Here is a 21,867-nt window from a genome sequence, read left to right as displayed (position 1 = left end):
GCCCCCCGGTATTCACCGACGATCACTCGGCTATCGGCCCGCGCAACCGTCCGATTTAATATGGTGTGTCCCGTCGCCACGGGTACGAATGACACGAGACGCTCGTGGTCGTTCGGAGGATAGAGCAAGTCGCCTCGCGGCGGCTGGCCGTGAAATTCACCGACCGTGACCACTCCCCCGACGACCGACTCACGCGCACCGACGGCGGCGGCGACCACCCTGCGACGACGGAGACCGTTTTGACCCAACTCACCACCCTCGACGAGGTACAGCTCTTAGACACCACGCTGCGCGACGGCGAGCAGATGCCCGGCGTCTCGCTCACGCCGGCCGAGAAGGTCGACGTAGCCCGCGAGCTCGACGCCGCCGGCGTCCACGTCGTCGAGGCCGGCTCGGCGTGCACCTCGGCCGGCGAGCGGGAGGGCATCCGTCGCGTCGCTGCGGCGGGTCTCGACGCGACCGTCACCAGCTTCGCACGCGGGGTCCAGTCGGACATCGACCGCGCGCTGGACTGCGGCGTCGACGGCGTCAACCTCGTCGTCCCGGCCTCCGACAAACACGTCGAGACGAAGGTCGGCTCGAACCGCGACGCCGTCGTCGAGACTACCGTCGAACTCGTCGAGTACGCCACCGACCACGGCCTGTGGGTCGAAGTGCTCGGTGAGGACGGCTCGCGGGCCGACCTCGACTACCTCGAGCGGCTGCTCGGTGCCGGACTCGACGCGGGTGCAGACCGCATCTGTTACTGTGACACCGTCGGAGCGGCCGGCCCCGAGCGCACCGCTGACGTCGTCTCACGGCTCGCTGCGCTCGGTCCGACGAGCCTCCACACGCACGACGACCTCGGCTTCGGGCTCACGAACGTGCACGCGGGCCTCCGTGCCGGTGCCGACACCGTCCACGGGACCGTGACGGGCGTCGGCGAGCGAGCGGGCAACGTCGCACTCGAGGAGGTCGCCATCGCTCTCGACCGGTGTTACGGCGTCGAGACGGTCCGGCTCGACCGGCTCTACCGGCTCTGCCGGCGCGTCTCGGAGGCGACGGGCGTCGCGCTCCTCCCGAACAAGGCGGTGTGTGGCGCGAACGCCTTCGCACACGAGTCGGGAATCCACACCGACGGGACGCTGAAAGACGGCACGATGTACGAGCCGTACGCACCGGAGACGGTCGGCAGAGAACGCCGGCTCGTGTTGGGCAAACACGCGGGACGGGCGGGCGTCGCGGCCGCACTCGCCGAGCACGACCTCGACGTCGACGACGACGAGCTCCGCGAGGTCGTCGCGCGGGTCAAAGAGCTCGGCGACCGCGGAAAGCGCGTCACCGACGCCGACCTGCTCGCGATCGCGGAGGACGTTCAGGGTCGCGAGCGCGACCGCCACGTCGAGCTCGTCGACCTCTCTGCGACCTCCGGTGGGAACCTCCCTTCCGCGTCCGTCAGGCTCCGCGTCGGCGACGACGAGCGGATGGCAGCCGGCACCGGCTCCGGACCGGTCGACGCCGGCCTTGAGGCGGTTCGAGCCGCCCTCGCCGACGGGACGGAGGGCGTCGACGAGACGGCCTTCGAGCTCGACGCCTACCACGTCGACGCCATCACCGGCGGAACCGACGCCGTGGTCACCGTGGCGGTCGACCTCTCTCGCGGGGATCGCTCGGTGTCGGTCTCGGCGTCCGACGCGGACATCACTCGGGCTAGCGTCGTCGCCATGGTCGACGCGCTCGACCGCCTCTCGGCGCTCGAGTCGACGGACGACGGCTCGACCGCGGCGGGTGCGTCGACGTCTGCCGGGTCCGCCGACGACTGAGTCGGGACGGTAGGGTGGGCTCCGGCTGCCCCCGTCTCACACCAGCCGGCGGCCGTCGTCGAGCCGACGGGACGAGCCGCTCCGTGGGCTGCCGCCGGTCTGGATGATGTTGAACGCGGTCATCAGGTCCGACCGCGAGATGAGTCCGACGAGCCGCCCGGTGCGGTCGACGACCGGGAGCCGTCCGACGCCGTGTTCTTGCATGGTCTGGAGGGCAGTCATCGCGTCGGTGTCGGTCGTCACCGAGGCGATCTCGGTCGCCATCACGTCTCCGACGCGATACGCGTCGCGCTCGACTTCACGAACGTCGCGGGCGTCTGCGAGAGTGACCATGCCGACGAGGTCGTCGCCGTCCATCACCGGATAGCCCGTGTGTCGCTGCTCGAACATGCGGTGCATCAACTCGGCCACCGACGTCTCCGCGGTGACGGTGTGTAACTCTGCGCTCGGCGTCATCACGTCGCCGACGGTGACGTCTTCGAAGACGGCCTGGAGCGTGGTCTGTTGGGCCTCACCGGAGGCGGCGACGTAGATGAAAAAGGCGAGCGCGATCAACAACAGCTGGAACGAGAGCAGTCCGAAGAGCCCGAGCAAAAACGCGAACACCTTCCCGACTGCTGCGGCCCGCTGGGTCGCCTGTGCACGCGGCTGGCGGCGAGCCAAGAGCGCCCGCAACACGCGGCCGCCGTCCATCGGAAACGCCGGAAGCATGTTGAACCCCGCGAGCACGACGTTCAACAGCGCGAGGTATCCGGAGACGAACAGCAGTGCGTCGGCTCCCGCGGGCGCGAGCCGGAAGACGACGTAACAGACGCCCCCGACGCCGACGCTGACGATCGGGCCGGCGATAGCGATGGTGAGTTCGTGACGCCAGTCGTCTGGAAACGCCGCGAAGTTCGCGAGCCCGCCGAGCAGCCACAGCGTGATCGACTCGATCTCGTAGCCGTACCGCATCGCGACGATCGAGTGGCCGAGTTCGTGGAGCAAGACGCCGGCGAAGAGGCCGACGACCGCGACTACTCCGAGCGCCCACGCGGTGACGCCCGAGCCGATCGCCGCCGGGTCGATGCCGGCGCCGAGCGTCTGGTTCATCGCGTCCGCGATCGTCGTCACCTGTGAGCCGACGAGGTACGCGAAAAGCGGCAAGACGATCAGGAACGTCCAGTTGAGCCGGATCGGGATGCCGACGACGGTTCCGACGTGGAGTCCACGCATGGGTGTCGGTTCGGGCGGTACCAGGTTAAACGTCGGGTGCTGTCGAGCCCGCTGACGAGGCGTTCGCGACCGCTCGACGTCCCGTGTCGCGCTCGAGACGACCGTGCGACACCCGGACGCCACTCGGGCCACGCCCTCCCCAATACGGGTGTGAACGTGACGGTGTGGGTGAGACGATGTCGTGACACCCGGACGCCACTCGGGCCACGCCCTCCCCAACCGATTCCGTACGTGTATGAACGTGGTTGTGTGACGAACACGACCGCGCGACACCCGGGCACCACTTCGCCACGCCCTCCCGGGCCGATTCTATACGTTGGTGATGGGTGTGCGACTGAGACGGCCGTGCGACACCCGGGCACTAATTGGGCCACGCCCCCCCGGGCCGATTCGCTCCCGTACGTGTATGGTGGTCGTGTAATCGAGACGGCCGAGCGACTGCCGGGCACCAGTTACCGCCACACCCTCCCCAGCCGATTCGCTCGGTCGCGTCGCTCCCTCGCTCATCCCTCGCACGCGCTCGCGGGCACGCTTCGCGGCCCGCGAGGCGCGCGCCATCATGTAGGGTGTGTCCGTCGATGCGGCTACTCGGTGTCGACGAGCGACACGGTCCCGCCCGCGTCGTCGGGAGCCGGTGGCTCGTCGTCGGCCTCGAGCTCCCGCCGAACGAGGTGGTGCTCGAGCTGTCGGCGCTTCCCGGTTCCCTTCCGTTCGCGGCCGGTTTTCGTGTCTGGCATACTCAACCATGGCAACGTATACCACACATAAGAAGCTTCCGGCGCACGCTCTCCGGTGCCGTCGCTCTGGTCGGTAGAACGCCAGGAGAGGGATTTGAACCCCCGATCCCGTGAAGGAACACGCTTTCCAGGCGTGCGCCTTACCACTCGGCCATCCTGGCTCGTCCGAAGCTACTTCGCTGGGCGAGTTAAGTCCTTCTCTTCGACCGCTTTCGGGCGATGCGGTGCTCGGTCACGAACGCCACGGCACCGGTGGTCGCGGCGACACTCCCCGCGAGTGCGACCACCCCGACGAACGAGATCGGCAGCGACCCACCGACGAGCAGCCACCCCTGCGCGAGCACGACGACGGAGAGTCCACCGACGATCCCCCAGAGCACAGCCGACCGGAGCCGGTCGCGTCGAGTCGACGACCGACCACCGACTCCCTCCGGCTCACGCACCGATCCCGACTCGTCACCCCCAGCAGGCATCTCACTCGCGGCTGGCGACGGCTTCGATCTCGACTCCGACCCCCTTCGGGAGCGCCCCCGCCTGTACTGCCGACCGCGCCGGCGGCGCCGTCTCGAAGTACTCGGCGTACGCCGCGTTCATCGCGTCGAAGTCGTCGATGTCGGCCAGATACACCGTCGTCTTGAGGACGTCTGCTGGACCGGCACCGGCCGTCTTGAGGACGGCCACGAGGTTGTCGAGCGCGAGTCGCGTCTGCGTCTCGATCGACGCGTCGGCGCGGAGGTCGCCGTCCGGCGTCAGCGGTATCTGTCCGGCGGTGAACACGAGGTCCGCCGTTGCCTTCGCCTGACTGTACGCGCCCACCGCCTCCGGGGCGTCGTCCGTGTGTACTGGGTCCGCCATGGGTGTCTCGTCGGCCCCCGTGTGATAAGTGTGTCCGGTTCGCGTCGAGCGCCACCATCACACGTATGTGCATGGAGTGGCAACGTCACACACGATGTCCGGAGCACTGCTCGCCGCCCTCTTCGTGGCCGTACTCGTGATCAACCTGGCGATCACGCTGGCGGTCCTCCGTGGCGACGTGGACCTCGAGCGGGTGTTGGGATCCGGCGGTGCGGGCCCAGACTCCGAGCACCAGACCGGATTCGCCGCGGTCATGGACGCGAGCGAGCGCGGCGAAGCGGCGTCAGAGCCAGCGGACACCCCGCCGCCGCTCGAGACGAGCGAAGCGACCGTCGCGTGTCAGTCGTGTGGCGCGACGAACCGGGCCAGGTACCGCTACTGTCGGTGGTGTGTGCAACCGGCGCTCGGCGGCGACGGCGCCCGTCCGAGTCGGGACGCGGCGGCGACACAGCGTCCGCTGTGAGTGCCGGTCTGGTCCGACGTCGAGACGACCCTTGGTCGCTCCTGGACGGCCCTGCTCGCCCCACGTCTGCCGCCTCACAGGTGCATGCCGCCGTCGACCTCGAGCACCTCCCCGTGCACGTACTCGTTTCCGAGGAGGTATCGAACTGAGTCGGCCACGTCCGCGGGCGTACACGCGTACGACGGCAGGTGCGTGTCGACGTGTTCGTGCCCGTGGAAGTCGGTCGACTCGAGGTACTCGAGGATGACCTCGTTGAGCGACGTCTCGACGGGGCCGGGCGCGACCGCGTTCACCTGTACGCCGTCCGGGCCGAGCTCGCGCGCGAGCGATCGCGTCAGTCCGTGGAGACCGGCTTTGCTGGCCGCGTAGCTGGCGTCGACGGTGCCGAGCGTGCCGCCGACGCTCGAGACGAAGACGACGTCGCCGGCGGCCTCTCTGAGGTGTGGTGCCGCCGCCCGGGTGACGTAGAACGCCCCGGAGAGGTTCGTCTCGATCACCGCGTTCCACGTCTCGTCCGTCGTGTCCGTCAGCCGATGCGGCCGGGTGATCCCCGCGTTGTTCACGACGGCGTCGAGCTCGTCGAACGCCGACACCGCCGTCTCGACCAGCCGGTCGGCCTCGGTCGACTCGGACACGTCAGCCTGGACGGCGACGGCCGAGCCGCCAGCCGCCTCGACGGCCTCGACGGTCGCTTCGGCCGCGTCCTCGCGCTCGTGGTAGTTCACGACGACGTCGTGTGCCGCGAGTTCGACGGCGACTGCCCGACCGACACCACGGCTCGCACCTGTGACGAGTATCGCCATGCGTCTACGCACTTACCACTGGGCGATATCAGTTGCGGATACGCAACGATCCACGCCGCGCGGCCCGGTCGGTCACCGGTCGCTGCGCGCCGGGTGACCGAGGTGGTCTTCGACGGACTCGACCTTCGCGTCGGCCGACGTCTCGACGGTCCGTTTGTCGTCGATCTTCACGACCGTCGAGACACGGTCGCCGTCGACCGCCCGGTGGGCGGCACCGACCGCGTCGAGGAGCGTCTCGACGTCGGCGGCTTCGATCACCGTCCCCATCGGGTTCGTCTCGTAGCTGACGTCGAAGTCGTCGAGCGCGGCCACGGCCTTCGCCACTTCGCCGGCCATGCTGTCTTCGATCACCGGTGCGACGCTCACCATCGCGACGACGGTCATACCGAGCGTAGTGGCGGCTCGGGCTAAAAGGCGATCCCATCGGGGGCCAGCAGCCGCCGGTCAGCCGCCGAGGACGTCGCGAAGAAACGTCTGTTGGTACTCGATCGCCGTCTCGAGTCGCGTCCCGAGCGGCGAGACGTGCGTCCCGGGCATCGTGACGACGGTGCCGCGATCGAGTCGCTCGCCCGCTCCGTGCATCGTCGACGGCGAGACGAGCGGGTCGTCTGCACCACCGAGCAAGAGCGTCGGGGCCCGGACCTGCCCGACGTGCTCGATCGGACGATACCCCCCCAGCAGCGACAGCGACCGTGCCGGCGTCTCGTTTCGCCACGTGTGCTCACGGTCGACGAGGTCGAGGTACCCACGGCGCACTCCCGGCTCGGTGAGCGCCGCGAGTGACCCGGGCGCTCCGACGATCGGGACGGTGACGCCGCCACCGACCCGGCTCCCGAGCCGATCGCGTACGACGGCAGCGGCGGCACGAGCCAGGTACCGTCCCCCACGCGCTCGAACCACTCCCTGCCAGTCGAGGACCGGCGACACGGCGATCACGGCGTCGACGGCTCGTCGCTCTGCCCCGAGGACGAGCGCGTGACCGGCCGCCAGCGACGTCCCCCACAGAACGCGCTCCGTGCCGAGTGCGTCGACCCGCGACAGCCGGTCGAGGGCTCCGACGTAGTCGGCCCGCTGACGCTCGGGATGGATCAAGTGGTCGGTGCCCACCGAGTCCCCGAACCCACGATAATCGAAGACGAACGACGCCCGACCGTCGACGGCGAACCGCTCTGCGACCGCGCGGTACCCAAACCGCCGCGTCGCGCCGAGTCCTGGCCCCATCACGACGACCGGCGGGTCGTCGACCCCGCTCGGACACACGAGGGTGCCGCGACAGCGGTCACCGTCGACCTCGAACGCGAGCGTTCGCGTCGCGAACCGTTCACGCGACGGTCGCGTGAGCCCGCGCTGGGCCCGATTCAGCGGTGTCCGGCGGGTCACAGCGTGTCGTCCTCCTCGTCGACGTGGCGGACGGTCTCGAGGACGCGCGTGGAGAACTCCGTCTCGGAGATCTCGTACGCGAGGAGCGCGTCGAACCACTCGGGCGCCGCGGCCCACGACCCGAGCGGGTCACCGGGGCTGCGCACGACCGTCGCCTCGACGCGGACCGGCTCCCACGCGCCGGCTTCGGCGCGGTCGATGAGTGCGTTGAGCGCCCGACCGATCTCGCGGCGATGAACCTCGCGGCCGGGAAACGCCGTCATGTACGTCAGATCGAGCGGGTCGCCGACGTCGACCGACTCGACGCTGATGCCGTAGCTGCGGAGCGTCGGCTCGATCGCTGGGGGCGCCTCGTCTCCCATAGTGGCGCGTCGACGCGCCGAGGTAAATCGGTACCGGCGGCTGTTCGGTGGCGTGGGGTGCGCGAGGAAAGCCGCAAACGGGGGTCGCCACGACGGGCGACCGGTATCGGGTCTGTCAGAGGCACACGATTGTCCCGTGCGGCCAACTCGGCGTACGCTTGCAGCCGGCATAAAGGACCGGTGAAGGATGTTTCACCAATCTCGTCGACAGCTGTCGGCCGGTGGTCGTCGTCGACGTCTTCGCTCCGAGTGGGCGCGGGATGGCAAGGGTTGATACGACCCCGTCCGAACGACACGACATGCGAATCGCCCAGCGGGGCTACGGCGAGGAGGGCCGCGAGCGGCTCACGCTCGTCCCCGAGAACGTCGACGACCTCTGGCACCTCGCTCACGTGCTCGAGCCGGGCGACCGGGTCGAAGGTGACACCACTCGACGGATACAGCGTGACGACGACCGCATGCGGGACACCGGTGGCCAGCGCGAGCACCTCTTCGTCACGCTTGAGGTAGCAGACGTCGAGTTCGCTCGGTTCGCCAACCGGCTCCGGGTCGGTGGGACCATCGTCGGCTGCTCTCGGGAGGACCAGCTCGGCAGCCATCACACGCTCAACGTCGAGCGACACGACGAGGTCACGGTCGAGAAGCACTTCAAACCGGACCAGACGGAGCGCATCCAGGAGGCGACAGCGGCGGCCGAGAATCCAGACGTCGCTATCGCCACCGTCGAGGAGGGGGCGGCGTCGATTCACACCGTCCAACAGTACGGCACCGAAGAGTACGCCTCGTTCACGAGGCCGACCGGAAAAGGCGAGTACGCACGGCCACGCGAGGAGCTGTTCGCCGAGCTCGCCGAGGCGCTCGGGCACCTCGACGCCGACGCGGTGATCCTCGCCGGGCCGGGATTCACGAAGAACGACGCGCGCGACTACCTCGAGGAGTCCAGCACGGACGTGGCCGACCGCGTAACGGTCGTCGACACCGCGGCCGCCGGGGACCGGGGCGTCCACGAGGTCCTGACGCGTGGTGCGGTCGACGAGGTACAGGAGGCGACTCGCATCTCGACTGAGGCCTCACTCATCGACGACCTCACAGAGCACATCGCGACGGACGGCAAGGCGACGTACGGCCCCGAGGACGTCGCCGAGGCCGCCGAGTTCGGTGCGGTCGAGACGCTCCTCGTCGTCGACGAGCGCCTCCGAACCGAGCGGCAGGGCGAGGGCGACTGGTCGGTAGACGTGAACGCGGTCATCGAGTCGGTCGAACAACAGGGCGGTGACGTGGTCGTCTTCTCGGCCGAGTTCGATCCGGGCGAGCAGCTCGCCGCACTCGGCGGGATCGCTGCGATCCTTCGCTACCGGCTCGAGTAGCAATCACCGACAGCGACCACCGACGGACACACCCTACATGATGGCGCGCGCCTCGCGGGCCGCCGGAGGCGTGCCCGCGAGCACGTGCGAGGGATGAGCGAGGGAGCGAAGCGACCGAGCGAATCGGCTGGGGAGGGCGTGGCCTAACTGGCGTCCGGGTGCCGTGGGCCGTCTCGGTCACATATCCACCAACTACGTATGTGAGCGAATCGGCCCGGGAGGGTGTAGACGATACAGGCAGCAATATGACGCCCGTGACGCCACCGTGGACGGATCGCGGTCAGTCACGACTTTTTTGTTGTGTCAACCGATATCTGTCTGCGACATAGGATTTCAACAGAGCCAACGGGTTGGAGAGCGTATGCCGTCGCCCTTGAGCACGGTCACAAACCGGTGAGCGCCTCACTCGCCGGAGCGATAGACAGCGGGGTCCCCCGCCCGGCCTCCCGAGCTCGCTCGTAGAGCATGTGCGCGGCCGCGACGGTCTCGATACCGGTCCCGCCGGAGTCGAAGACGGTCACCTCATCGTCGCTCGTCCGACCCGGGTGGCTCCCGGCGACGACGTCACCGAGCTCGACCTCGAGGTCGTCGTCGCTCACCAGCCCGGCCTCACGGGCGGCGATGAACGACCCCGCGTCGCGGGTCGCTCTGGCGGTCAGATCGGGGACGTACGTCGCCCGTGCGACGAGTTCTGGAGGGAGTTCGTGTTTGTCGGCCGCGTACTGCCCCATCGCCGTCACGTGCGTGCCGGGCTCGACGTCGGCGTCGGCGATCACCGGCTCGCTCGCGGTCGTCGCGGTGATCACGACGTCGGCACCAGCGAGCGCCGCATTCGCAGACGACACCGCGGTGACGTCCGCATCCAACCGCTCGGCGAACTCGTCGGCGAACGACTCGCGGTTGGCCGGCGTGGGCGAGAACACCCGTACTCCCGTGAGGTCTCGCACGGTCGCCGTCGTCCGGAGTTGCCCGCGTGCTTGTGGCCCGCTACCGATCACCGCCACGGTCGACGCGTCCGGTCGCGCGAGCGCGTCGACCGCGACCGCGCCGGCGGCACCGGTCTTGAACGGGTTCATCGAGGCACCGTCGATGACCGCGAGCGGCTCGCCGGTCTCGGCGTCGAACAACGGCGTCAGAAACCACGCGTCGCGCTCGGCGAACCCGGCCGCGTACGTGTACCCGCCCATGGCCCCGACCTCGGGGAGCATCGCGACGTATGTCGTGAGCATCCCCGGTGGGTCTCCGCTCGGGAGCAGAGTCCGCGGTTCGGCCGGTGCGCCTTCACCCACCTCTCGGTACCCGTCGCGGACGGCGGCGACGTAGTCTGCGGGCGTCGCGAGGTCGTCGACCGCCTCACTCGTGAGGAACAACGCGTCGGTCATACCCGACCGCTCGGTCGCCGCCGACTAAACCGTACAGGGTGTGGACGCACGGGCCGCGCCGCCGAACCTCCGCGGTGCCGGCCGCGCCGTCGAACTTCCGCGGTGCTGACCGCGCCGTCGAGTCGGTCAGTCCCCGCCGGCGACGGAGGTCGTCCCCGAGCCGTATCGGCTGGACCCGGACCCGGCGCGTCCGGACCCAGATGTCGCACGCCCCGCGTCCGACCCCGACTCGGCGTCGGACCCCGACCCTACCGCGTCCGATCCGATCGCGGTCGCCCCAGCGACGTCTGACGCGCTCGCCGCGGCGTCGGCGACGGCCGCTGTCGACGTCGGCTGTGGCGCCCTGACGAACATCGCGTGTGCCATCACGCCGATCGCGACGGCTGCGCCCGCTGGCACTGCGGTGTGCCACGACGCGCCGACGGCCGAGAGGCACACGGTCACGCCGATCAGTGCGGTCGGAATCAGTCCGAGGACGTAGTCGTAATAGCGACTCATGATCTCATCACACACTACGCGTGAGATCCACATAATTTTTTCGCGTGACCTCGTGATGCAGTTGATCGTGTACACCCTAAAGGATCTCATAAGTTATGACCGATCTCAACGGACAGGACCGTCGAACTACCCCGTAGGAACGATCGCAAACGAGCGGATCGCTCGCGGCACGCGCGCGGCCGGGCCGGTCGCTTCTCCGAAGCCCGCTACCGTCGCAGCCTGAAGTAGAGCGCACGCCAGCCGCCGAGCGCGACCGTGCCGGTCACGACCACGACGACCGCGAACGCCGGAGCGGCCCCGCCACGAAAGGCGACCGCCCGTAAGGCGAGCCCGACCGCAGCCGCCGGCACCCACGACCGAACGACGAGTGGGACCGACGACTTCGCCGTCTCGGCCGCACCGGCCGAGTACGCGCCGACGAGGGGTGCGACGATCGCCCACCCGATCACGAACGGCGCCCACACGCCAAGCAGGTACGCCGGCCGGTCGGTCAAGAAAGCGACAGACGAGTGCCTGAGCGTTCCAAGCGTCAAGAAGGTGAGCAACACGAGTAGGTCGCCGACGGCGAGCGGTGCGGCCGCGCGGTCGAGCCGCCGGCCGAGAAACGACTGGTCGTCCATACGCCTTCTGCGCAGTCACCCTACTTTGTACGCACGGATTCGGTCGGACGAGTCGTCGATGACGGGCCGGTGAGGCCCGACCGACTCACTCGTACAGCGGGTACTCGGCGCAAAGCTCGACGACGCGCTCGCCGACCTCGTAGATAACGTCGTCGCTGTCGGCGTCGTCGACGACGCGGTAGATGAGGTCGCCGACCTCGGCGATGGCGTCGGCGTCGAACCCGCGGGTGGTTAGCCCAGCCGTTCCCGCCCGAATTCCCGAGGGGTCGAACGGCGAGCGCGTCTCGCCCGGTACGGTGTTCCCGTTGAGCACGACGTTCGCGGCCGCGAGGGCGTCCTCGGCGTCGCCACCGGAGAGGTCGGGATGAGACTCACGGAGGTCGACCAAGACGAGGTGGTTGTCGGTGCCACCAGAGACGAGCGAAAGGCCGTGATCGGAGAGCGTCTCGGCGAGCACCCGCGCGTTGTCGACGACTCGTGCGGCGTACTCCTCGAAGGCCGGCTCGAGTGCCTCTTTGAACCCGACCGCCTTCCCCGCGACGTTGTGCATCAGGGGACCGCCCTGCCCACCCGGGAACACCGCCTTGTCGATGTCGTCGGCGAACTGGTCGTCACACATGACGATGCCGCCGCGACCCGCGCGGATCGTCTTGTGCGTCGAGCCGGTGACGAAGTCGGCGACGCCGACGGGTGAGGGGTGGACGCCGGCGGCGACGAGGCCCGTGATGTGCGCGATGTCGGCGAGGTGGTAGGCGTCGACCGCGTCGGCGGCCGCCTGGATCGCCTCCCAGTCGACCGCGCGGGGATACGCAGAGTACCCCGAGACGATGATGTCGGGGTCGAACGACTCGGCCGTCTCGTGGAGTCCCTCGTAGTCGATGTAGCCGGTCTCTGCGTCGACCTCGTACTGCTCGACGTCGTAGATCTGTCCGGTGAAGTTCGCCGGGTGCCCGTGTGAGAGGTGCCCGCCGTGGTTCAACTCGAGCGAGAGGATCTTATCGCCCGGCTCCAACGTCGCGTAGTACACCGCCTGGTTCGCCTGCGTCCCCGAGTGTGGCTGGACGTTGACGTGGTCGGCACCCCACAGCTCTTTCGCGCGTTCGATCGCCAGCTCTTCAACCTCGTCTGCGTACTCACAGCCGGCGTAGTACCGCGAGCCCGGATACCCCTCCGCGTACTTGTTGGTGAGGACGCTCCCCTGCGCTTCGAGCACCGCCTGACTCACGTAGTTCTCGCTCGCGATCATCGCGAGCGTCTCCTCTTGCCGCGTGCGCTCGCCGTCCAGGGCGTCTGCCACCGCCGAGTCGACCGCTCGGAGGCTGTCGTTAACCATGTGTATCGTCCGGCCGAACGGGCAATAAGGCTGTCCGTCCTCGGCCGCGAAGCCGGTCCGCTCGGATCGGGCGAGCGCGTCGTCGCGACCGGGTTCACAGGATTCTTCGCTCCAAATTTCGATAATATTAAATACGGTACCAGGTGTTATACAAGGAGAACGATGGTGTCGAATCTGGTGGCGGCAGACGTCGAGGCAGTGCTCGACGCGACGGTCGCGGGATCGACGGCAGAAGTACTCGTGGTCGACCCATCGGCCGAAACGCTCGTGTCGCTCGTCGAGGCCGCCGCGGATCGCACGGATCTTCCGCCGCTGTCCGTGCTCGCCGACGAGGCCGTCTCGAAGACGCTCGCGGGAACCTTCTCCGTCGCGTCGCGCGCGGCCGACCTCGTCGAGGACGGCGCACTCGACCTGCGAGTGCTCGACGCGTCGGTCGACAACACCCTCCTCATCTCGGACGAACGGGTCGTGGCGTTCGTCACCGCCGGCGAGGCGGTCGGTGCGCTCTCGACGACCGACGAGGCGTTCGTCGACGCCGTGGCCGAACCACACAGAGACGCCTTCGAGGCCGCCTCGACGTACGACCTCCGAACCCCCTCACTGCGCCGCGTTCGTGAGACGCTCGCCGACGAGATCGGCCCCGACGTCCGCGACGACTTCGACGCAGTCCTCGAGGCAGCTGTACCCGACCAGACCGACGTCCTCGACGAGGTGACCGTCGCACTGCTCGTAGCCGCCCGCAACGACGTCCTGTTGTACGACGTCTCGAAGTGGGGCGAAGACGTCGGGATCGCCTCCAAGGCGACGTTCTCGCGAACGAAGACGCGGCTCGAAGACGCCGGGCTCATCGACACGGAGAAGGTGCCGATCGACGTCGGCCGCCCTCGACTGCGGCTCACGCTCGGCGACGACCGACTCGATGGCCTCGAGCCGGCGGCGTTCGCGGCTACCGCGGTCGACGTACTCTCACAGTGAACCCCATCGACCGGCACACACCTTCGGTCACTCCCAGAGCGCGTACAGGTCGTCTTCGACGCCGCCGGTGAACCGCTCCCCGTCGAGAACGACGCCCGGCTCGCCCGCCGCCGGTTCGACCGTCGCAAGCGCGGTCGCGTCGATGTCTTCGGCTTCGAGCGCCTCGAGCGCCGACGCCGCCCGGTCGGCGGGAACCGTCGCGAGCAGCGCACCCGACCCGAAGACGCGCAGTGGGTCGACGCCGGCGGCCGCACAGAGCCGGCGTGTCGGCTCCCGGACCGGTACGTCGGTCGCGTCGAGCGAGATCCGTACGTCGGACGCGCAGGCACACTCGACGAGTCCGTTGAGCACCCCTCCCTCGGTCGGATCGTGCATCGACGTGGCGACGGGAGCGAGCACGGCCGCCTCCGGAACGACGCTGATCGCCTCGAAGAACGTCTCGCCGCGGTCGAGCGTCGCCTCCTCGACGCCGGTCTCGAGCAGTGACTCGCGGAAGTCGGCCGCGAGGATCGCAGTCGCCTCGATGCCCGCACCCTCGGTGAGTACCACGACGTCGCCCGGCGCTGCGCCCCCGGTTGGGACGTAGCGGTCGGTCGACCCGAGACAGGTCAACGAGAGCGTCGGCCGCGGGAGCGCTGGAACCGTCTCCGTGTGACCACCGACGATGGTGATCCCCAGTCGAGCGGCCTCGGCGTCGAGTTGGGCGGTGACGTCGTCGAGGACGTCGAGGTCCGTAGACGGCACGAAGATCGTCGAGACGAGCCACTCGGGCGTCCCGCCACAGGCCGCGACGTCGTTGCTCGCGACGGCGACGCCGAGGGTGCCGATCCTGTCGGCCGCAAACGAGATCGGGTCCGTGCTGACGACGAGCGGCCGGTCGCCGGGGTCGATCGCGGCCGCGTCCTCGGCGTACCCGCCCCCGACGAGGAGGTCGTCGGTTTCGGCTCCCGTCCGCGAGAAGATGTACGACTCAAGCGCCGACGGCGCGAACTTGGCCATGAACTCGTCTCCGTGCGGCTTCGGTTAACCGTTTCTCTCAGCAGAGTGCCACCCCAGAGCGTTAACTGCGGGGCCCGTCTACCCGATACGCATGCGTCTCACACCCGGCCCGACGGCCGTCCCACCGCGCGTCCGCGACCGGCTCGCCGAGCCCGCCCTCAACCCGGACGTCGAACCGGCGTTCGACGACCGCTACGCCGACGTCTGTGCGGCCCTCCAGACCGTATACGGCACCGACGACGACGTGGTCGTCCTCGGCGGCGAGGGGATCTTGGGTCTTGAGGCGGCGATCGCGTCGACTATTACTCCTGGCGACCGGGTGCTGTGCGTCTCGAACGGGGTCTACGGCGACGGCTTCGCCGACTTCGTCCGGCAGTACGACGGGGAGCCGACGGTCGTCTCGGCGGACTACGACGAGCCACTCGACGTCGCGGCGGTCGAGGCTGCGCTCGCTGAGCACGAGTTCGCGGCCGCGACGATGGTCCACTGTGAGACGCCGACGGGCGTCGTCACCGACCTCGAGCCGATCCTCACAAAGCTGGCCGACCACGACGTGCTCACGGTCGTCGACGCCGTCTCCTCGCTCGGCGGGATGCCGGTCCCGTCTGACGGCGTCGACATCTGTCTCGGTGCCTCACAGAAAGCGTTGAGTGCGCCGCCCGGGCTCACGACCGTCTCGGTGAGCGAGCGCGCGTGGGACGCGGTCGAGGCGACCGACCCGGCGTCGCTGTACACGAACCTGGCGCCCTGGCGGGACGTCTCCGACGGGTTCCCGTACACCCACCTGTCGGCGCTCGTCGCCGCGCTCGACGAGTCGCTCGCGATGCTCCTCGAGGAGGGGCTCGACACGGTGTACGCCAGACACGAGTCCGTCGCCGCACACTGTCGCGAGCGGGCCGCCGAGATCGGCATCGACTGCTACGCCGATCCCGCCCGGAGCGCACCGACGGTGACGGCGCTGTCGCTACCCGGCGAGGCGGCGCGCGTCCAGCGCGACCTCGCCGACGAACACAACGTCGTGCTCGCGACCGGCCTCGGCGACCTCGCCGACGACGTCCTCCGAGTCGGACACATGGGGTACAACGCCGACTTCGACCGGGTCGACCGCGCCATGGACGCACTGGCGGCGGTCGTCGGGTGACCGCCACACGCCGACGGGTCGAAGAGTGGAGTCGAACGCCCAATCTGGCACCTCACTCGTTCGACCGTGTCACCGGCTCGTCGGCCCCGTCGGTCGACCGCACCGCCGGCGTCGTTCCGAACGGGTACTCGACGAGCCGCTCGGCGCCATCGTCGGTGACCACGACGACGTCTCCGAGCCGAACACCGCCGTGTGCTGGGTGTGAGATGCCCGGTTCGACGGCGAGCGTGTGTCCGGCTCGGAGCACCGAGTCGCTCGCGAGCGAAGGCGGCTCGCGCGCCGAGAGGCCGATGCCGCCGCCGGCGTCGTGAACGTAGTCGGGCTCGGTGCGGTCTGCCGCCGGATCGAACCCGTACGCCGCAATCTCGGCGGCTGCCTCCTCGCCGACCGCGGCGGCGACCGTGCCGGGCGTCACCTCGGCGAGCGCGGCCGCCTGTGCCGCCTCGACCGCAACGTACGCCCGCCGGTCCCACCCGCCGTCGCCGTCGACGACGAACGTTCGCGTGAGCCGCCCGTGGTACCCCGACGGCCCGCGCGGCGTGATCGACACCACGACGGGCGCTCCCGGTCGAACCGGTGCCGCGTCGTGAATCGGGGGCCGACGCGCGACCGATGCGGGTCCTGCGGCGACGACGGCACCGTCCCCGTACATGCCGCGTGTGGCGAGCGTCGCGTGCACCGCCCGACGGAGCCGACCGACGGTGAGCGATTCGCCGTCGAGACGGCACACCGGGCGTGGGTCGGCCGTGTCGTCGGTGGCGACGCCGTCGGCGCCGACGGTGTCGCCCATCGCGTCCGTGTCCACCTTTGGGTCGTCGCGACGCGCCACCGTCGCGCGAGCGAGCATCGTCTCTGCACGCGCCATCGCCGCAGCGGCCGCGCGCTGTGCTCGACGGATACGGTCGACGGCTCTGGGGCGCTTCTGTGCGCGCGCGTCCCGAACGGCCGTCGTCGACGCGACGGCGAAGCCCGCACGCTCGAGGTAAAGCGCCGCGTCGTGCGGGATCGACCGCGGGACGAGCACGGTCGGACCGTCGGTGTCTCCGTCCCTCGCGCCACTCGCGTCCACGCCAGTCTGCGACCCCATAGACTCGTCACCGTCTGCGGCGTCCCCGCCGCCGCGCTCGTAGTCACGCGACAGCACCGACGCGACGGCGAGACCGGTCGGGTCGGCCGCCGACACGGCGACGACCTGTCGAACGACGCCGTCGTGAAACGCGTCGGCGCTCGGCGGGTCGGTTGCGGGCGAGGGGACATCGAGCGCCGCGTCGACGAACGCCTCCTCGGCACGAATGGCGCAGTCGGGTGGGACACAGCACGTCGCTCGTGGCGGGGTCGGACCGTCACCGGGAACGACGACGACGCCGCCGGGCGTCGAGGCGTCGAGCCCCGTGAGGTACCGGCGGTCGGCGTCGGCACCGACGGCGACGAACCCCGCCGCCGCAGCCGTCGTCACCGCATCGAGAATCGGCCTGAGATCGGGCTGAAGCGGCGCGATATCGCGAGCGGGACGTCCAGCGTCCGCCGTCACGGCTCGGGTTCGGGCACCGAGACCGACGCTTGGACCGTCTCGACGAGTTCCTGTGCCGGCTCCTCGCGACGCTCGTTGAACAGGATGACGCTGATTGGAAGCGTTGGCGCGCCGCTGACGAGGTTCTCTAAGACCACGAGCCGCTCGCGGGCACGGGACATCCCGACGTAGAACACTCGGCGCTCGTTGTCGGTCAACACCGGAACCGGATTCGTCGTCTTCGTGAACTCGTCGACGCCGGGGACGGCCGTCGGGTCGTCGACGGAGGCGGCCATCTGCTCGACTACCTTCTCCGTGAGGTCCGTCGCGAGGAACACGTGGTCGGCTTCCCGGCCCTTCGCGGAGTGGATCGTCCCGACACGGACCGCGTCCGGGTCCGCGCCGCGGTAGTCGCCGGCGAAGTACGCGTCCATCGACTTGCGCTGGAAGCTCGTCACCTTCCGCACCATGTCCGCCGCGCTCTCGGGGTCGGGCATGAACGGGACGCGGTCGGTCACCGCGTCCGGCTCGACGGCGATCGCGGCGAGGTCGTCGGTGTCGGCTGCCTCCTCGCGGTCGTCGAGCAGGTCGTACAGCGTCTCCCGGTCGTTCGTGCCGAACGCGGAGGCTTGAAGCATGTCGGCGAGCCGGCGCGCCTCGAGCAGCGTCACCGGCTCGTCCGCCTCGAGCTTCTCGACGGCCGCGACGTAGTCTCGAAGCCGATCGGTCCACATTCGGCCGTCGGTCAACATCGTGAAGGGGATGCCGTGGCCGATGAACTCGTCGATGAAGTCGAACATCTGATAGCGCGCGCGGAACAGACACATCACGCTCCCGTCCTCGTCGTCGACCGTGTACCGGACGTTTCGGACGAGTTCGAGCATCGAGGGCGACTCGATCGCCTCGACGCTCCCGCCCTCCTTGCGCGGCTTGAGGTCTTTTTCCTGGCGCTTGTCGATGTGGCGGATCTCCGCGTTGACGACGTTCAGTATCTCCGAGGGCAGCCGATAGGAGTTCGGGAGGACCTCGTCGTCGTCCACCGGCGTATCCAAGAGGAGGTCGGGGTCTGCGCCCTGCCACGCGTAGACGACTTGGTCGTCGTCGCCGGCGATGAGCACCCGCTCCATGTGGGGACGCCACTCCTCGAAGACGTCGTACTGGAGCGTCGTGATGTCCTGAAACTCGTCGATGACGAGGTACTCGACGCTCGGCACGAGCGAGCGGCCGGCGACCCGTTCGAGCATGTCTGCGAACCCGACGAGCCCGTTTTCGCCTTTGTACGTCCGCCAGGCACGGATCGCCTCGGGGATGTCGATCCGGTCGTCGTCGGTCGACCACGTGGGCGTGTACTTGTTGCCCTGCTGGGCGTTGGGGTCGATTTCTGGGGGGAGTCTGACCTCCTCGACGTCCCACTGGAACGGGACGTCGTACCAGTCTGCGACCTCACGTTCGGTCCGCTGGAGCCACTGTGAGGTGGCGATGATCTTGTTGCCGATCGTCGTCGACCGGGCGGTCCGACGACCGGCGCCGCCGTGTTGATCCTCGAACTCGAGGCCGTACTCCGTACAGAACGCCTCTTTGTCGTCCTCGCCGACGACGTCGCCGCGCGAGAGGTCGAGCAGTTCGTACGCCTTCGCGTGCATCGTACACACGTTCCCTTTGAGACTGCGGGGAGAGACGCCGAGTCGCTCCGCGAGGCGCTCGCGAATCTCGGCGGCCGCGGCGCGCGTGTACGAGACGACGAGCACGTCTCGCACGTCGGCGCCGTCGTCTTCGAGGATGGCCTCGACGCGGTCGAGGAGGGCGGTGGTCTTTCCGCTGCCGGGACCACCGAACAGCCGAGTCACCGTAGGGTCGGTCATTACCGTCTACTGAAGCCGGTTGGGCTTAAACGCCATGGCTCATGGGGTCGCTCAGCGCCGCGGTAGACACTCGCCTACACGGGCCACACGGCGGCTAGACGCCGGCGGACGGCACCTGCTCGTCGTCGGCTGGAGGCCGCCGAGAGACGGCTCGAACGCGATCAGCTGCTCCGGGTCGCGCGCGCTTCACGGACGTCGGCACCGTCGCGCACGAGGTCTTCGCACGCGGGACAGACGCGAGGGCGGTCGACGTCGTTCGGCGTGAACACCCGTACGTAGTCGGCCGTGACGAAGGAGCCGCAGTTCTGACACGTCGGCATACGCACCCCTACTAAATCGGCATACATAATACTGCCGCCCCGATCACGGAGGAAGAAACGCTGACAGCCGGCTTTCGCGGGTCTCAGCTCGGATCCCACCCACACACCGTACACGACATCGATCCCTCGTCGTGGAGGGCCCCGCACTCCGGACATTGGAGCTTGTTATACGATCGCTCCCAGCGTCCAGTCGTCATCTCGTGGCCGCGGTCGGAAAGGAACTCGTCGAACAGGTCGTCCTCGGAGCTGGGTGCAGTCGCCATTGCATGACACTGTATACCATACACAAATAAGTATCTTTCTGCGTTCCTCGTCGCTTGGAAACACGCGCTGTTCGCGGGTCCGGCTGCCACCAGCCCACTCCGGGTGGTCACCAGGGTTCGGATTTGAGCCCGGCCGCGTACGCGACGATGTTCGTCCCGAGGTGAAGCACCGGCGTCACGACCACGACGGCGACGACGACGAGCGGGGTGAACACGTCACCCGCCCAGCCGGGGGCGACGACGAAGACGGCGGCCAACGCGCCGACGACGAAGTCGAGTTGGTCGAGCCCCGGGAACGAGGCGCCGCGTTCGCGGCCGACCCGCCGCTTGAGAAACGACGCCCCCACGTCGCCGGCCATCGCGCCCGCCGCGAGCGCGAGTGCGACCGATATCGGAAACGTCGGCAGCGACACACCGAGAGCGCCACTCGCCGGCCCGACGACCGCGTTGAGCACGAGCGCGAGCGCGACCCCGGCGAGCGTCCCGGCCGCGGACCCGCGCCACGTCTTCCCGTCCCCGAGGAGCCGACGTCCGCGCCACTCGCGGCCGCCGTCGATGGGGTCGCCGCCACCGGCGAGCACCGCCGCGTTGTTGGGCACGTACGCCGGCCCCATCGCCCAGAGTGCGGTCGCGATCGTCGACGCGATCATGCCCGTTCGGTGAACGGTCGACGTCATATATGCCCCGGATCTGCCGGCGTGAGTCGTCAGTTCGCCGACGAAATGGTCGCTTGACCGACGTTTGAAAGCCCTCTTAAGCCGCGGCACCGCATGCACAGCCAACAGATGCCTACGTGGAAACGCGACTTCGCCAGCGGACTCATCGTTCTGGCGCCGCTTTTGGTGTTGCTGCTCGTCATCCGGTGGATATACCTCCAGATCGCGGCGATCCCGCTCGTCGACGCCCTCCAACCGACGGGGATCCCCGAACCGCTCGCGCCGCTCTCACGGGTCGTCATCGCGCTCGCGGTGTTCGCGACCCTCGTGCTCGGCGTTGGCTACTTCATGCGCACGACGCTCGGTCGTGTCGCGGAGTCGAAAGTCGACGACCTGATCAACCACATCCCCGCGCTGCGCGTGGTGTACAACGCCTCGAAACTCGCCGCCGAGACCGCCATCTCCGGCACCGACGAGCTTCAGAGCCCCGTCTACGTCGAGACGTGGCCCGGCCACCGCATGACCGCGTTCCGGACGGGTAAACGGACCCGTGACGGCCGTATCGTGCTCTTCATGCCGACCGCACCGAACATCACCACCGGCTTCGTGATAGAGGTCGACCCCGACCGGGTAGACGAGACCGGCGAGACGGTCGAAGAAGGAATGACACGGATCCTCTCGGCAGGCTTCGGCGAGTCGGCCCACCAGATTCCCGTCGAAGAGGCAGCAGACGAGCACCAGCCGACACAGCCAGACGTCGACCACACCGGGTGACGTCCGCGTCCCGCGACGACCGACGGTCCCCCGCCTCCCCCTTCCGAACACACTCTGCGTTCACACGTCGCCGAGGCGACTGCTACGTTGCTCGGCCTCGAGACGGTTCACACGTGCTGGCTCGTTGATGTGCCGTGCTCTCGGGTCCGACGGAGGAGGGTCCGCCCGACGGCACGGTCGCGAAGCGGGGCGTCGGCGAGGTACTCGACGAGCGCCTCACAGAGGAGCACGCGACCGGCTCGGTCGAGCGCGCACCCCGCCTCTATCTGCTCGAGTGCTTCGCCGTGTCGGCTCCCGTCTTCGCCGGCGTCGACGGCGCGCTCGTAGGCGTCGAGCAGCGCCGCGTGTGCGACCCACGCCTCCGCGGTGGAGGACGGCAGGCGGACCGAGTCGTCGTGGGGCGGGGTCATGCACCTGGGTCCTCCCGATGGAGGGTGATAAAACTACCTTCCGCCCGACCACGCGTTCTGACCGCCTCCTCGACCGCCAGCCGGCCCGAGACGAGAAGTCGGGTATCTTTACTGTGTTGGCCACTTCGTACCACGAAGAG

Annotated in this window: 25 protein-coding genes and 1 tRNA gene; 6 read left to right on the top strand and 20 right to left on the bottom strand. The window is 68.9% G+C overall.

Going from position 1 to position 21,867, the window contains the following annotated elements; translation table 11 throughout:
• Nucleotides 1-239: 239 nt before the first annotated feature.
• Nucleotides 240-1,802 (top strand): hydroxymethylglutaryl-CoA lyase-like TIM-barrel protein, encoded by a 1,563-nt coding sequence (locus ACNTAO_RS07265; protein WP_435161375.1) that lies wholly within the window; start codon nucleotides 240-242, stop codon nucleotides 1,800-1,802.
• 36 nt (nucleotides 1,803-1,838) lie between these two features.
• On the opposite strand, the gene ACNTAO_RS07260 is transcribed toward ACNTAO_RS07265, so the two are convergent.
• The 5 genes from ACNTAO_RS07260 to ACNTAO_RS07240 form a co-directional block, all read right to left on the bottom strand.
• Nucleotides 1,839-3,017, bottom strand: a complete 1,179-nt coding sequence (locus tag ACNTAO_RS07260) for a CBS domain-containing protein (protein WP_435161300.1) — start codon at nucleotides 3,015-3,017, stop codon at nucleotides 1,839-1,841.
• 584 nt (nucleotides 3,018-3,601) lie between these two features.
• The gene (locus ACNTAO_RS07255; RefSeq protein WP_435161299.1) at nucleotides 3,602-3,754 is read right to left on the bottom strand and encodes a hypothetical protein; all 153 of its coding nucleotides are present in this window, start codon (nucleotides 3,752-3,754) and stop codon (nucleotides 3,602-3,604) included.
• 79 nt (nucleotides 3,755-3,833) lie between these two features.
• Nucleotides 3,834-3,915, bottom strand: a tRNA-Ser gene (locus ACNTAO_RS07250).
• 27 nt (nucleotides 3,916-3,942) lie between these two features.
• A complete protein-coding gene (locus ACNTAO_RS07245; RefSeq protein WP_435161298.1) occupies nucleotides 3,943-4,227 on the bottom strand; it encodes a DUF7981 family protein in 285 nt (94 codons plus the stop codon).
• Between the two features lies 1 nt (nucleotide 4,228).
• Complete coding sequence (locus ACNTAO_RS07240; protein WP_435161297.1) at nucleotides 4,229-4,609, bottom strand: Rid family detoxifying hydrolase; 381 nt, start codon at nucleotides 4,607-4,609, stop codon at nucleotides 4,229-4,231.
• A 94-nt stretch (nucleotides 4,610-4,703) separates the two neighbouring features.
• On the opposite strand from ACNTAO_RS07240, the gene ACNTAO_RS07235 reads away from it, so the two are divergent.
• On the top strand, nucleotides 4,704-5,072 hold the full coding sequence (locus ACNTAO_RS07235; RefSeq protein ID WP_435161296.1) for a DUF7577 domain-containing protein: 369 nt from the start codon (nucleotides 4,704-4,706) through the stop codon (nucleotides 5,070-5,072).
• Between the two features lie 74 nt (nucleotides 5,073-5,146).
• Here ACNTAO_RS07235 and ACNTAO_RS07230 read toward each other — a convergent pair whose 3' ends face one another.
• From ACNTAO_RS07230 to ACNTAO_RS07215, 4 genes are all read right to left on the bottom strand, one after another.
• On the bottom strand, nucleotides 5,147-5,875 hold the full coding sequence (locus tag ACNTAO_RS07230) for an SDR family NAD(P)-dependent oxidoreductase (RefSeq protein ID WP_435161295.1): 729 nt from the start codon (nucleotides 5,873-5,875) through the stop codon (nucleotides 5,147-5,149).
• Between the two features lie 72 nt (nucleotides 5,876-5,947).
• Nucleotides 5,948-6,259 (bottom strand): thiamine-binding protein, encoded by a 312-nt coding sequence (locus ACNTAO_RS07225; protein ID WP_435161294.1) that lies wholly within the window; start codon nucleotides 6,257-6,259, stop codon nucleotides 5,948-5,950.
• A 60-nt stretch (nucleotides 6,260-6,319) separates the two neighbouring features.
• On the bottom strand, nucleotides 6,320-7,255 hold the full coding sequence (locus ACNTAO_RS07220) for an alpha/beta hydrolase (protein ID WP_435161293.1): 936 nt from the start codon (nucleotides 7,253-7,255) through the stop codon (nucleotides 6,320-6,322).
• The gene (locus ACNTAO_RS07215; protein ID WP_435161292.1) at nucleotides 7,252-7,617 is read right to left on the bottom strand and encodes a DUF8159 domain-containing protein; all 366 of its coding nucleotides are present in this window, start codon (nucleotides 7,615-7,617) and stop codon (nucleotides 7,252-7,254) included. Before ACNTAO_RS07215 ends, ACNTAO_RS07220 begins: the two co-directional genes overlap by 4 nt.
• Nucleotides 7,618-7,916: 299 nt before the next feature.
• On the opposite strand from ACNTAO_RS07215, the gene ACNTAO_RS07210 reads away from it, so the two are divergent.
• A complete protein-coding gene (locus ACNTAO_RS07210; protein WP_435161291.1) occupies nucleotides 7,917-8,984 on the top strand; it encodes an mRNA surveillance protein pelota in 1,068 nt (355 codons plus the stop codon).
• Between the two features lie 383 nt (nucleotides 8,985-9,367).
• On the opposite strand, the gene ACNTAO_RS07205 is transcribed toward ACNTAO_RS07210, so the two are convergent.
• From ACNTAO_RS07205 to glyA, 4 genes are all read right to left on the bottom strand, one after another.
• Entirely contained in the window at nucleotides 9,368-10,366 is a 999-nt protein-coding gene (locus ACNTAO_RS07205) for an ornithine cyclodeaminase family protein (RefSeq protein WP_435161290.1), read from the bottom strand.
• A 126-nt stretch (nucleotides 10,367-10,492) separates the two neighbouring features.
• A complete protein-coding gene (locus tag ACNTAO_RS07200; protein WP_435161289.1) occupies nucleotides 10,493-10,864 on the bottom strand; it encodes a DUF8015 family protein in 372 nt (123 codons plus the stop codon).
• Nucleotides 10,865-11,070: 206 nt separating this feature from the next.
• The gene (locus ACNTAO_RS07195) at nucleotides 11,071-11,484 is read right to left on the bottom strand and encodes a DUF3054 domain-containing protein (protein ID WP_435161288.1); all 414 of its coding nucleotides are present in this window, start codon (nucleotides 11,482-11,484) and stop codon (nucleotides 11,071-11,073) included.
• A gap of 85 nt (nucleotides 11,485-11,569) precedes the next feature.
• The gene (gene glyA / locus ACNTAO_RS07190) at nucleotides 11,570-12,817 is read right to left on the bottom strand and encodes a serine hydroxymethyltransferase (protein WP_435161287.1); all 1,248 of its coding nucleotides are present in this window, start codon (nucleotides 12,815-12,817) and stop codon (nucleotides 11,570-11,572) included.
• Between the two features lie 162 nt (nucleotides 12,818-12,979).
• On the opposite strand from glyA, the gene tbsP reads away from it, so the two are divergent.
• Nucleotides 12,980-13,792, top strand: coding sequence for a transcriptional regulator TbsP (gene tbsP, locus ACNTAO_RS07185; protein WP_435161286.1), 813 nt, complete (start codon nucleotides 12,980-12,982; stop codon nucleotides 13,790-13,792).
• A 27-nt stretch (nucleotides 13,793-13,819) separates the two neighbouring features.
• Here the strand turns inward: tbsP and ACNTAO_RS07180 are convergent, their stop codons facing one another.
• Nucleotides 13,820-14,791 carry an AIR synthase-related protein gene (locus ACNTAO_RS07180; RefSeq protein ID WP_435161284.1) on the bottom strand — a complete coding sequence of 324 codons (972 nt, stop codon included), beginning with the start codon at nucleotides 14,789-14,791 and terminating at the stop codon, nucleotides 13,820-13,822.
• 91 nt (nucleotides 14,792-14,882) lie between these two features.
• On the opposite strand from ACNTAO_RS07180, the gene ACNTAO_RS07175 reads away from it, so the two are divergent.
• Nucleotides 14,883-15,932, top strand: a complete 1,050-nt coding sequence (locus tag ACNTAO_RS07175) for a pyridoxal-phosphate-dependent aminotransferase family protein (RefSeq protein ID WP_435161283.1) — start codon at nucleotides 14,883-14,885, stop codon at nucleotides 15,930-15,932.
• Nucleotides 15,933-15,984: 52 nt separating this feature from the next.
• Here ACNTAO_RS07175 and ACNTAO_RS07170 read toward each other — a convergent pair whose 3' ends face one another.
• The 5 genes from ACNTAO_RS07170 to ACNTAO_RS07150 all read right to left on the bottom strand — a co-directional run bounded on the left by ACNTAO_RS07170 (nucleotide 15,985) and on the right by ACNTAO_RS07150 (nucleotide 20,537).
• Complete coding sequence (locus tag ACNTAO_RS07170; RefSeq protein ID WP_435161281.1) at nucleotides 15,985-17,463, bottom strand: M24 family metallopeptidase; 1,479 nt, start codon at nucleotides 17,461-17,463, stop codon at nucleotides 15,985-15,987.
• Nucleotides 17,460-19,304, bottom strand: a complete 1,845-nt coding sequence (locus ACNTAO_RS07165; RefSeq protein WP_435161280.1) for a UvrD-helicase domain-containing protein — start codon at nucleotides 19,302-19,304, stop codon at nucleotides 17,460-17,462. The genes ACNTAO_RS07170 and ACNTAO_RS07165 overlap by 4 nt, the downstream gene beginning before the upstream one ends.
• A gap of 161 nt (nucleotides 19,305-19,465) precedes the next feature.
• The gene (locus ACNTAO_RS07160) at nucleotides 19,466-19,624 is read right to left on the bottom strand and encodes a DUF7563 family protein (RefSeq protein ID WP_435161279.1); all 159 of its coding nucleotides are present in this window, start codon (nucleotides 19,622-19,624) and stop codon (nucleotides 19,466-19,468) included.
• A gap of 83 nt (nucleotides 19,625-19,707) precedes the next feature.
• Nucleotides 19,708-19,887 carry an HVO_0416 family zinc finger protein gene (locus ACNTAO_RS07155; RefSeq protein WP_435161278.1) on the bottom strand — a complete coding sequence of 60 codons (180 nt, stop codon included), beginning with the start codon at nucleotides 19,885-19,887 and terminating at the stop codon, nucleotides 19,708-19,710.
• A 107-nt stretch (nucleotides 19,888-19,994) separates the two neighbouring features.
• Nucleotides 19,995-20,537, bottom strand: a complete 543-nt coding sequence (locus tag ACNTAO_RS07150; RefSeq protein WP_435161277.1) for a CDP-2,3-bis-(O-geranylgeranyl)-sn-glycerol synthase — start codon at nucleotides 20,535-20,537, stop codon at nucleotides 19,995-19,997.
• A gap of 135 nt (nucleotides 20,538-20,672) precedes the next feature.
• Between ACNTAO_RS07150 and ACNTAO_RS07145 the strand changes: the two genes are divergently transcribed.
• Nucleotides 20,673-21,317 carry a DUF502 domain-containing protein gene (locus ACNTAO_RS07145; protein WP_435161374.1) on the top strand — a complete coding sequence of 215 codons (645 nt, stop codon included), beginning with the start codon at nucleotides 20,673-20,675 and terminating at the stop codon, nucleotides 21,315-21,317.
• 107 nt (nucleotides 21,318-21,424) lie between these two features.
• Here ACNTAO_RS07145 and ACNTAO_RS07140 read toward each other — a convergent pair whose 3' ends face one another.
• Complete coding sequence (locus ACNTAO_RS07140; protein ID WP_435161276.1) at nucleotides 21,425-21,727, bottom strand: DUF7853 family protein; 303 nt, start codon at nucleotides 21,725-21,727, stop codon at nucleotides 21,425-21,427.
• Nucleotides 21,728-21,867 lie beyond the last annotated feature (140 nt).

It is taken from the genome of Halorubrum zhoui, from assembly GCF_051194155.1.
Taxonomy (GTDB): domain Archaea; phylum Halobacteriota; class Halobacteria; order Halobacteriales; family Haloferacaceae; genus Halorubrum.
The sequence above is the reverse complement of the archived record's forward strand: the minus strand, read 5'-3'. Positions and strand labels throughout refer to the sequence as shown.

Coding starts and splice junctions, on each gene's coding strand:
- ACNTAO_RS07260 (WP_435161300.1), bottom strand. CDS start 3,017: ATGCGTGGACTCCACGTCGGAACCGTCGTCGGCATCCCGATCCGGCTC.
- ACNTAO_RS07255 (WP_435161299.1), bottom strand. CDS start 3,754: ATGCCAGACACGAAAACCGGCCGCGAACGGAAGGGAACCGGGAAGCGC.
- ACNTAO_RS07245 (WP_435161298.1), bottom strand. CDS start 4,227: ATGCCTGCTGGGGGTGACGAGTCGGGATCGGTGCGTGAGCCGGAGGGA.
- ACNTAO_RS07240 (WP_435161297.1), bottom strand. CDS start 4,609: ATGGCGGACCCAGTACACACGGACGACGCCCCGGAGGCGGTGGGCGCG.
- ACNTAO_RS07235 (WP_435161296.1), top strand. CDS start 4,704: ATGTCCGGAGCACTGCTCGCCGCCCTCTTCGTGGCCGTACTCGTGATC.
- ACNTAO_RS07230 (WP_435161295.1), bottom strand. CDS start 5,875: ATGGCGATACTCGTCACAGGTGCGAGCCGTGGTGTCGGTCGGGCAGTC.
- ACNTAO_RS07225 (WP_435161294.1), bottom strand. CDS start 6,259: ATGACCGTCGTCGCGATGGTGAGCGTCGCACCGGTGATCGAAGACAGC.
- ACNTAO_RS07215 (WP_435161292.1), bottom strand. CDS start 7,617: ATGGGAGACGAGGCGCCCCCAGCGATCGAGCCGACGCTCCGCAGCTAC.
- ACNTAO_RS07210 (WP_435161291.1), top strand. CDS start 7,917: ATGCGAATCGCCCAGCGGGGCTACGGCGAGGAGGGCCGCGAGCGGCTC.
- ACNTAO_RS07205 (WP_435161290.1), bottom strand. CDS start 10,366: ATGACCGACGCGTTGTTCCTCACGAGTGAGGCGGTCGACGACCTCGCG.
- ACNTAO_RS07200 (WP_435161289.1), bottom strand. CDS start 10,864: ATGAGTCGCTATTACGACTACGTCCTCGGACTGATTCCGACCGCACTG.
- ACNTAO_RS07195 (WP_435161288.1), bottom strand. CDS start 11,484: ATGGACGACCAGTCGTTTCTCGGCCGGCGGCTCGACCGCGCGGCCGCA.
- glyA (WP_435161287.1), bottom strand. CDS start 12,817: ATGGTTAACGACAGCCTCCGAGCGGTCGACTCGGCGGTGGCAGACGCC.
- tbsP (WP_435161286.1), top strand. CDS start 12,980: ATGGTGTCGAATCTGGTGGCGGCAGACGTCGAGGCAGTGCTCGACGCG.
- ACNTAO_RS07180 (WP_435161284.1), bottom strand. CDS start 14,791: ATGGCCAAGTTCGCGCCGTCGGCGCTTGAGTCGTACATCTTCTCGCGG.
- ACNTAO_RS07175 (WP_435161283.1), top strand. CDS start 14,883: ATGCGTCTCACACCCGGCCCGACGGCCGTCCCACCGCGCGTCCGCGAC.
- ACNTAO_RS07165 (WP_435161280.1), bottom strand. CDS start 19,304: ATGACCGACCCTACGGTGACTCGGCTGTTCGGTGGTCCCGGCAGCGGA.
- ACNTAO_RS07160 (WP_435161279.1), bottom strand. CDS start 19,624: ATGCCGACGTGTCAGAACTGCGGCTCCTTCGTCACGGCCGACTACGTA.
- ACNTAO_RS07155 (WP_435161278.1), bottom strand. CDS start 19,887: ATGGCGACTGCACCCAGCTCCGAGGACGACCTGTTCGACGAGTTCCTT.
- ACNTAO_RS07150 (WP_435161277.1), bottom strand. CDS start 20,537: ATGATCGCGTCGACGATCGCGACCGCACTCTGGGCGATGGGGCCGGCG.
- ACNTAO_RS07145 (WP_435161374.1), top strand. CDS start 20,673: ATGCCTACGTGGAAACGCGACTTCGCCAGCGGACTCATCGTTCTGGCG.
- ACNTAO_RS07140 (WP_435161276.1), bottom strand. CDS start 21,727: ATGACCCCGCCCCACGACGACTCGGTCCGCCTGCCGTCCTCCACCGCG.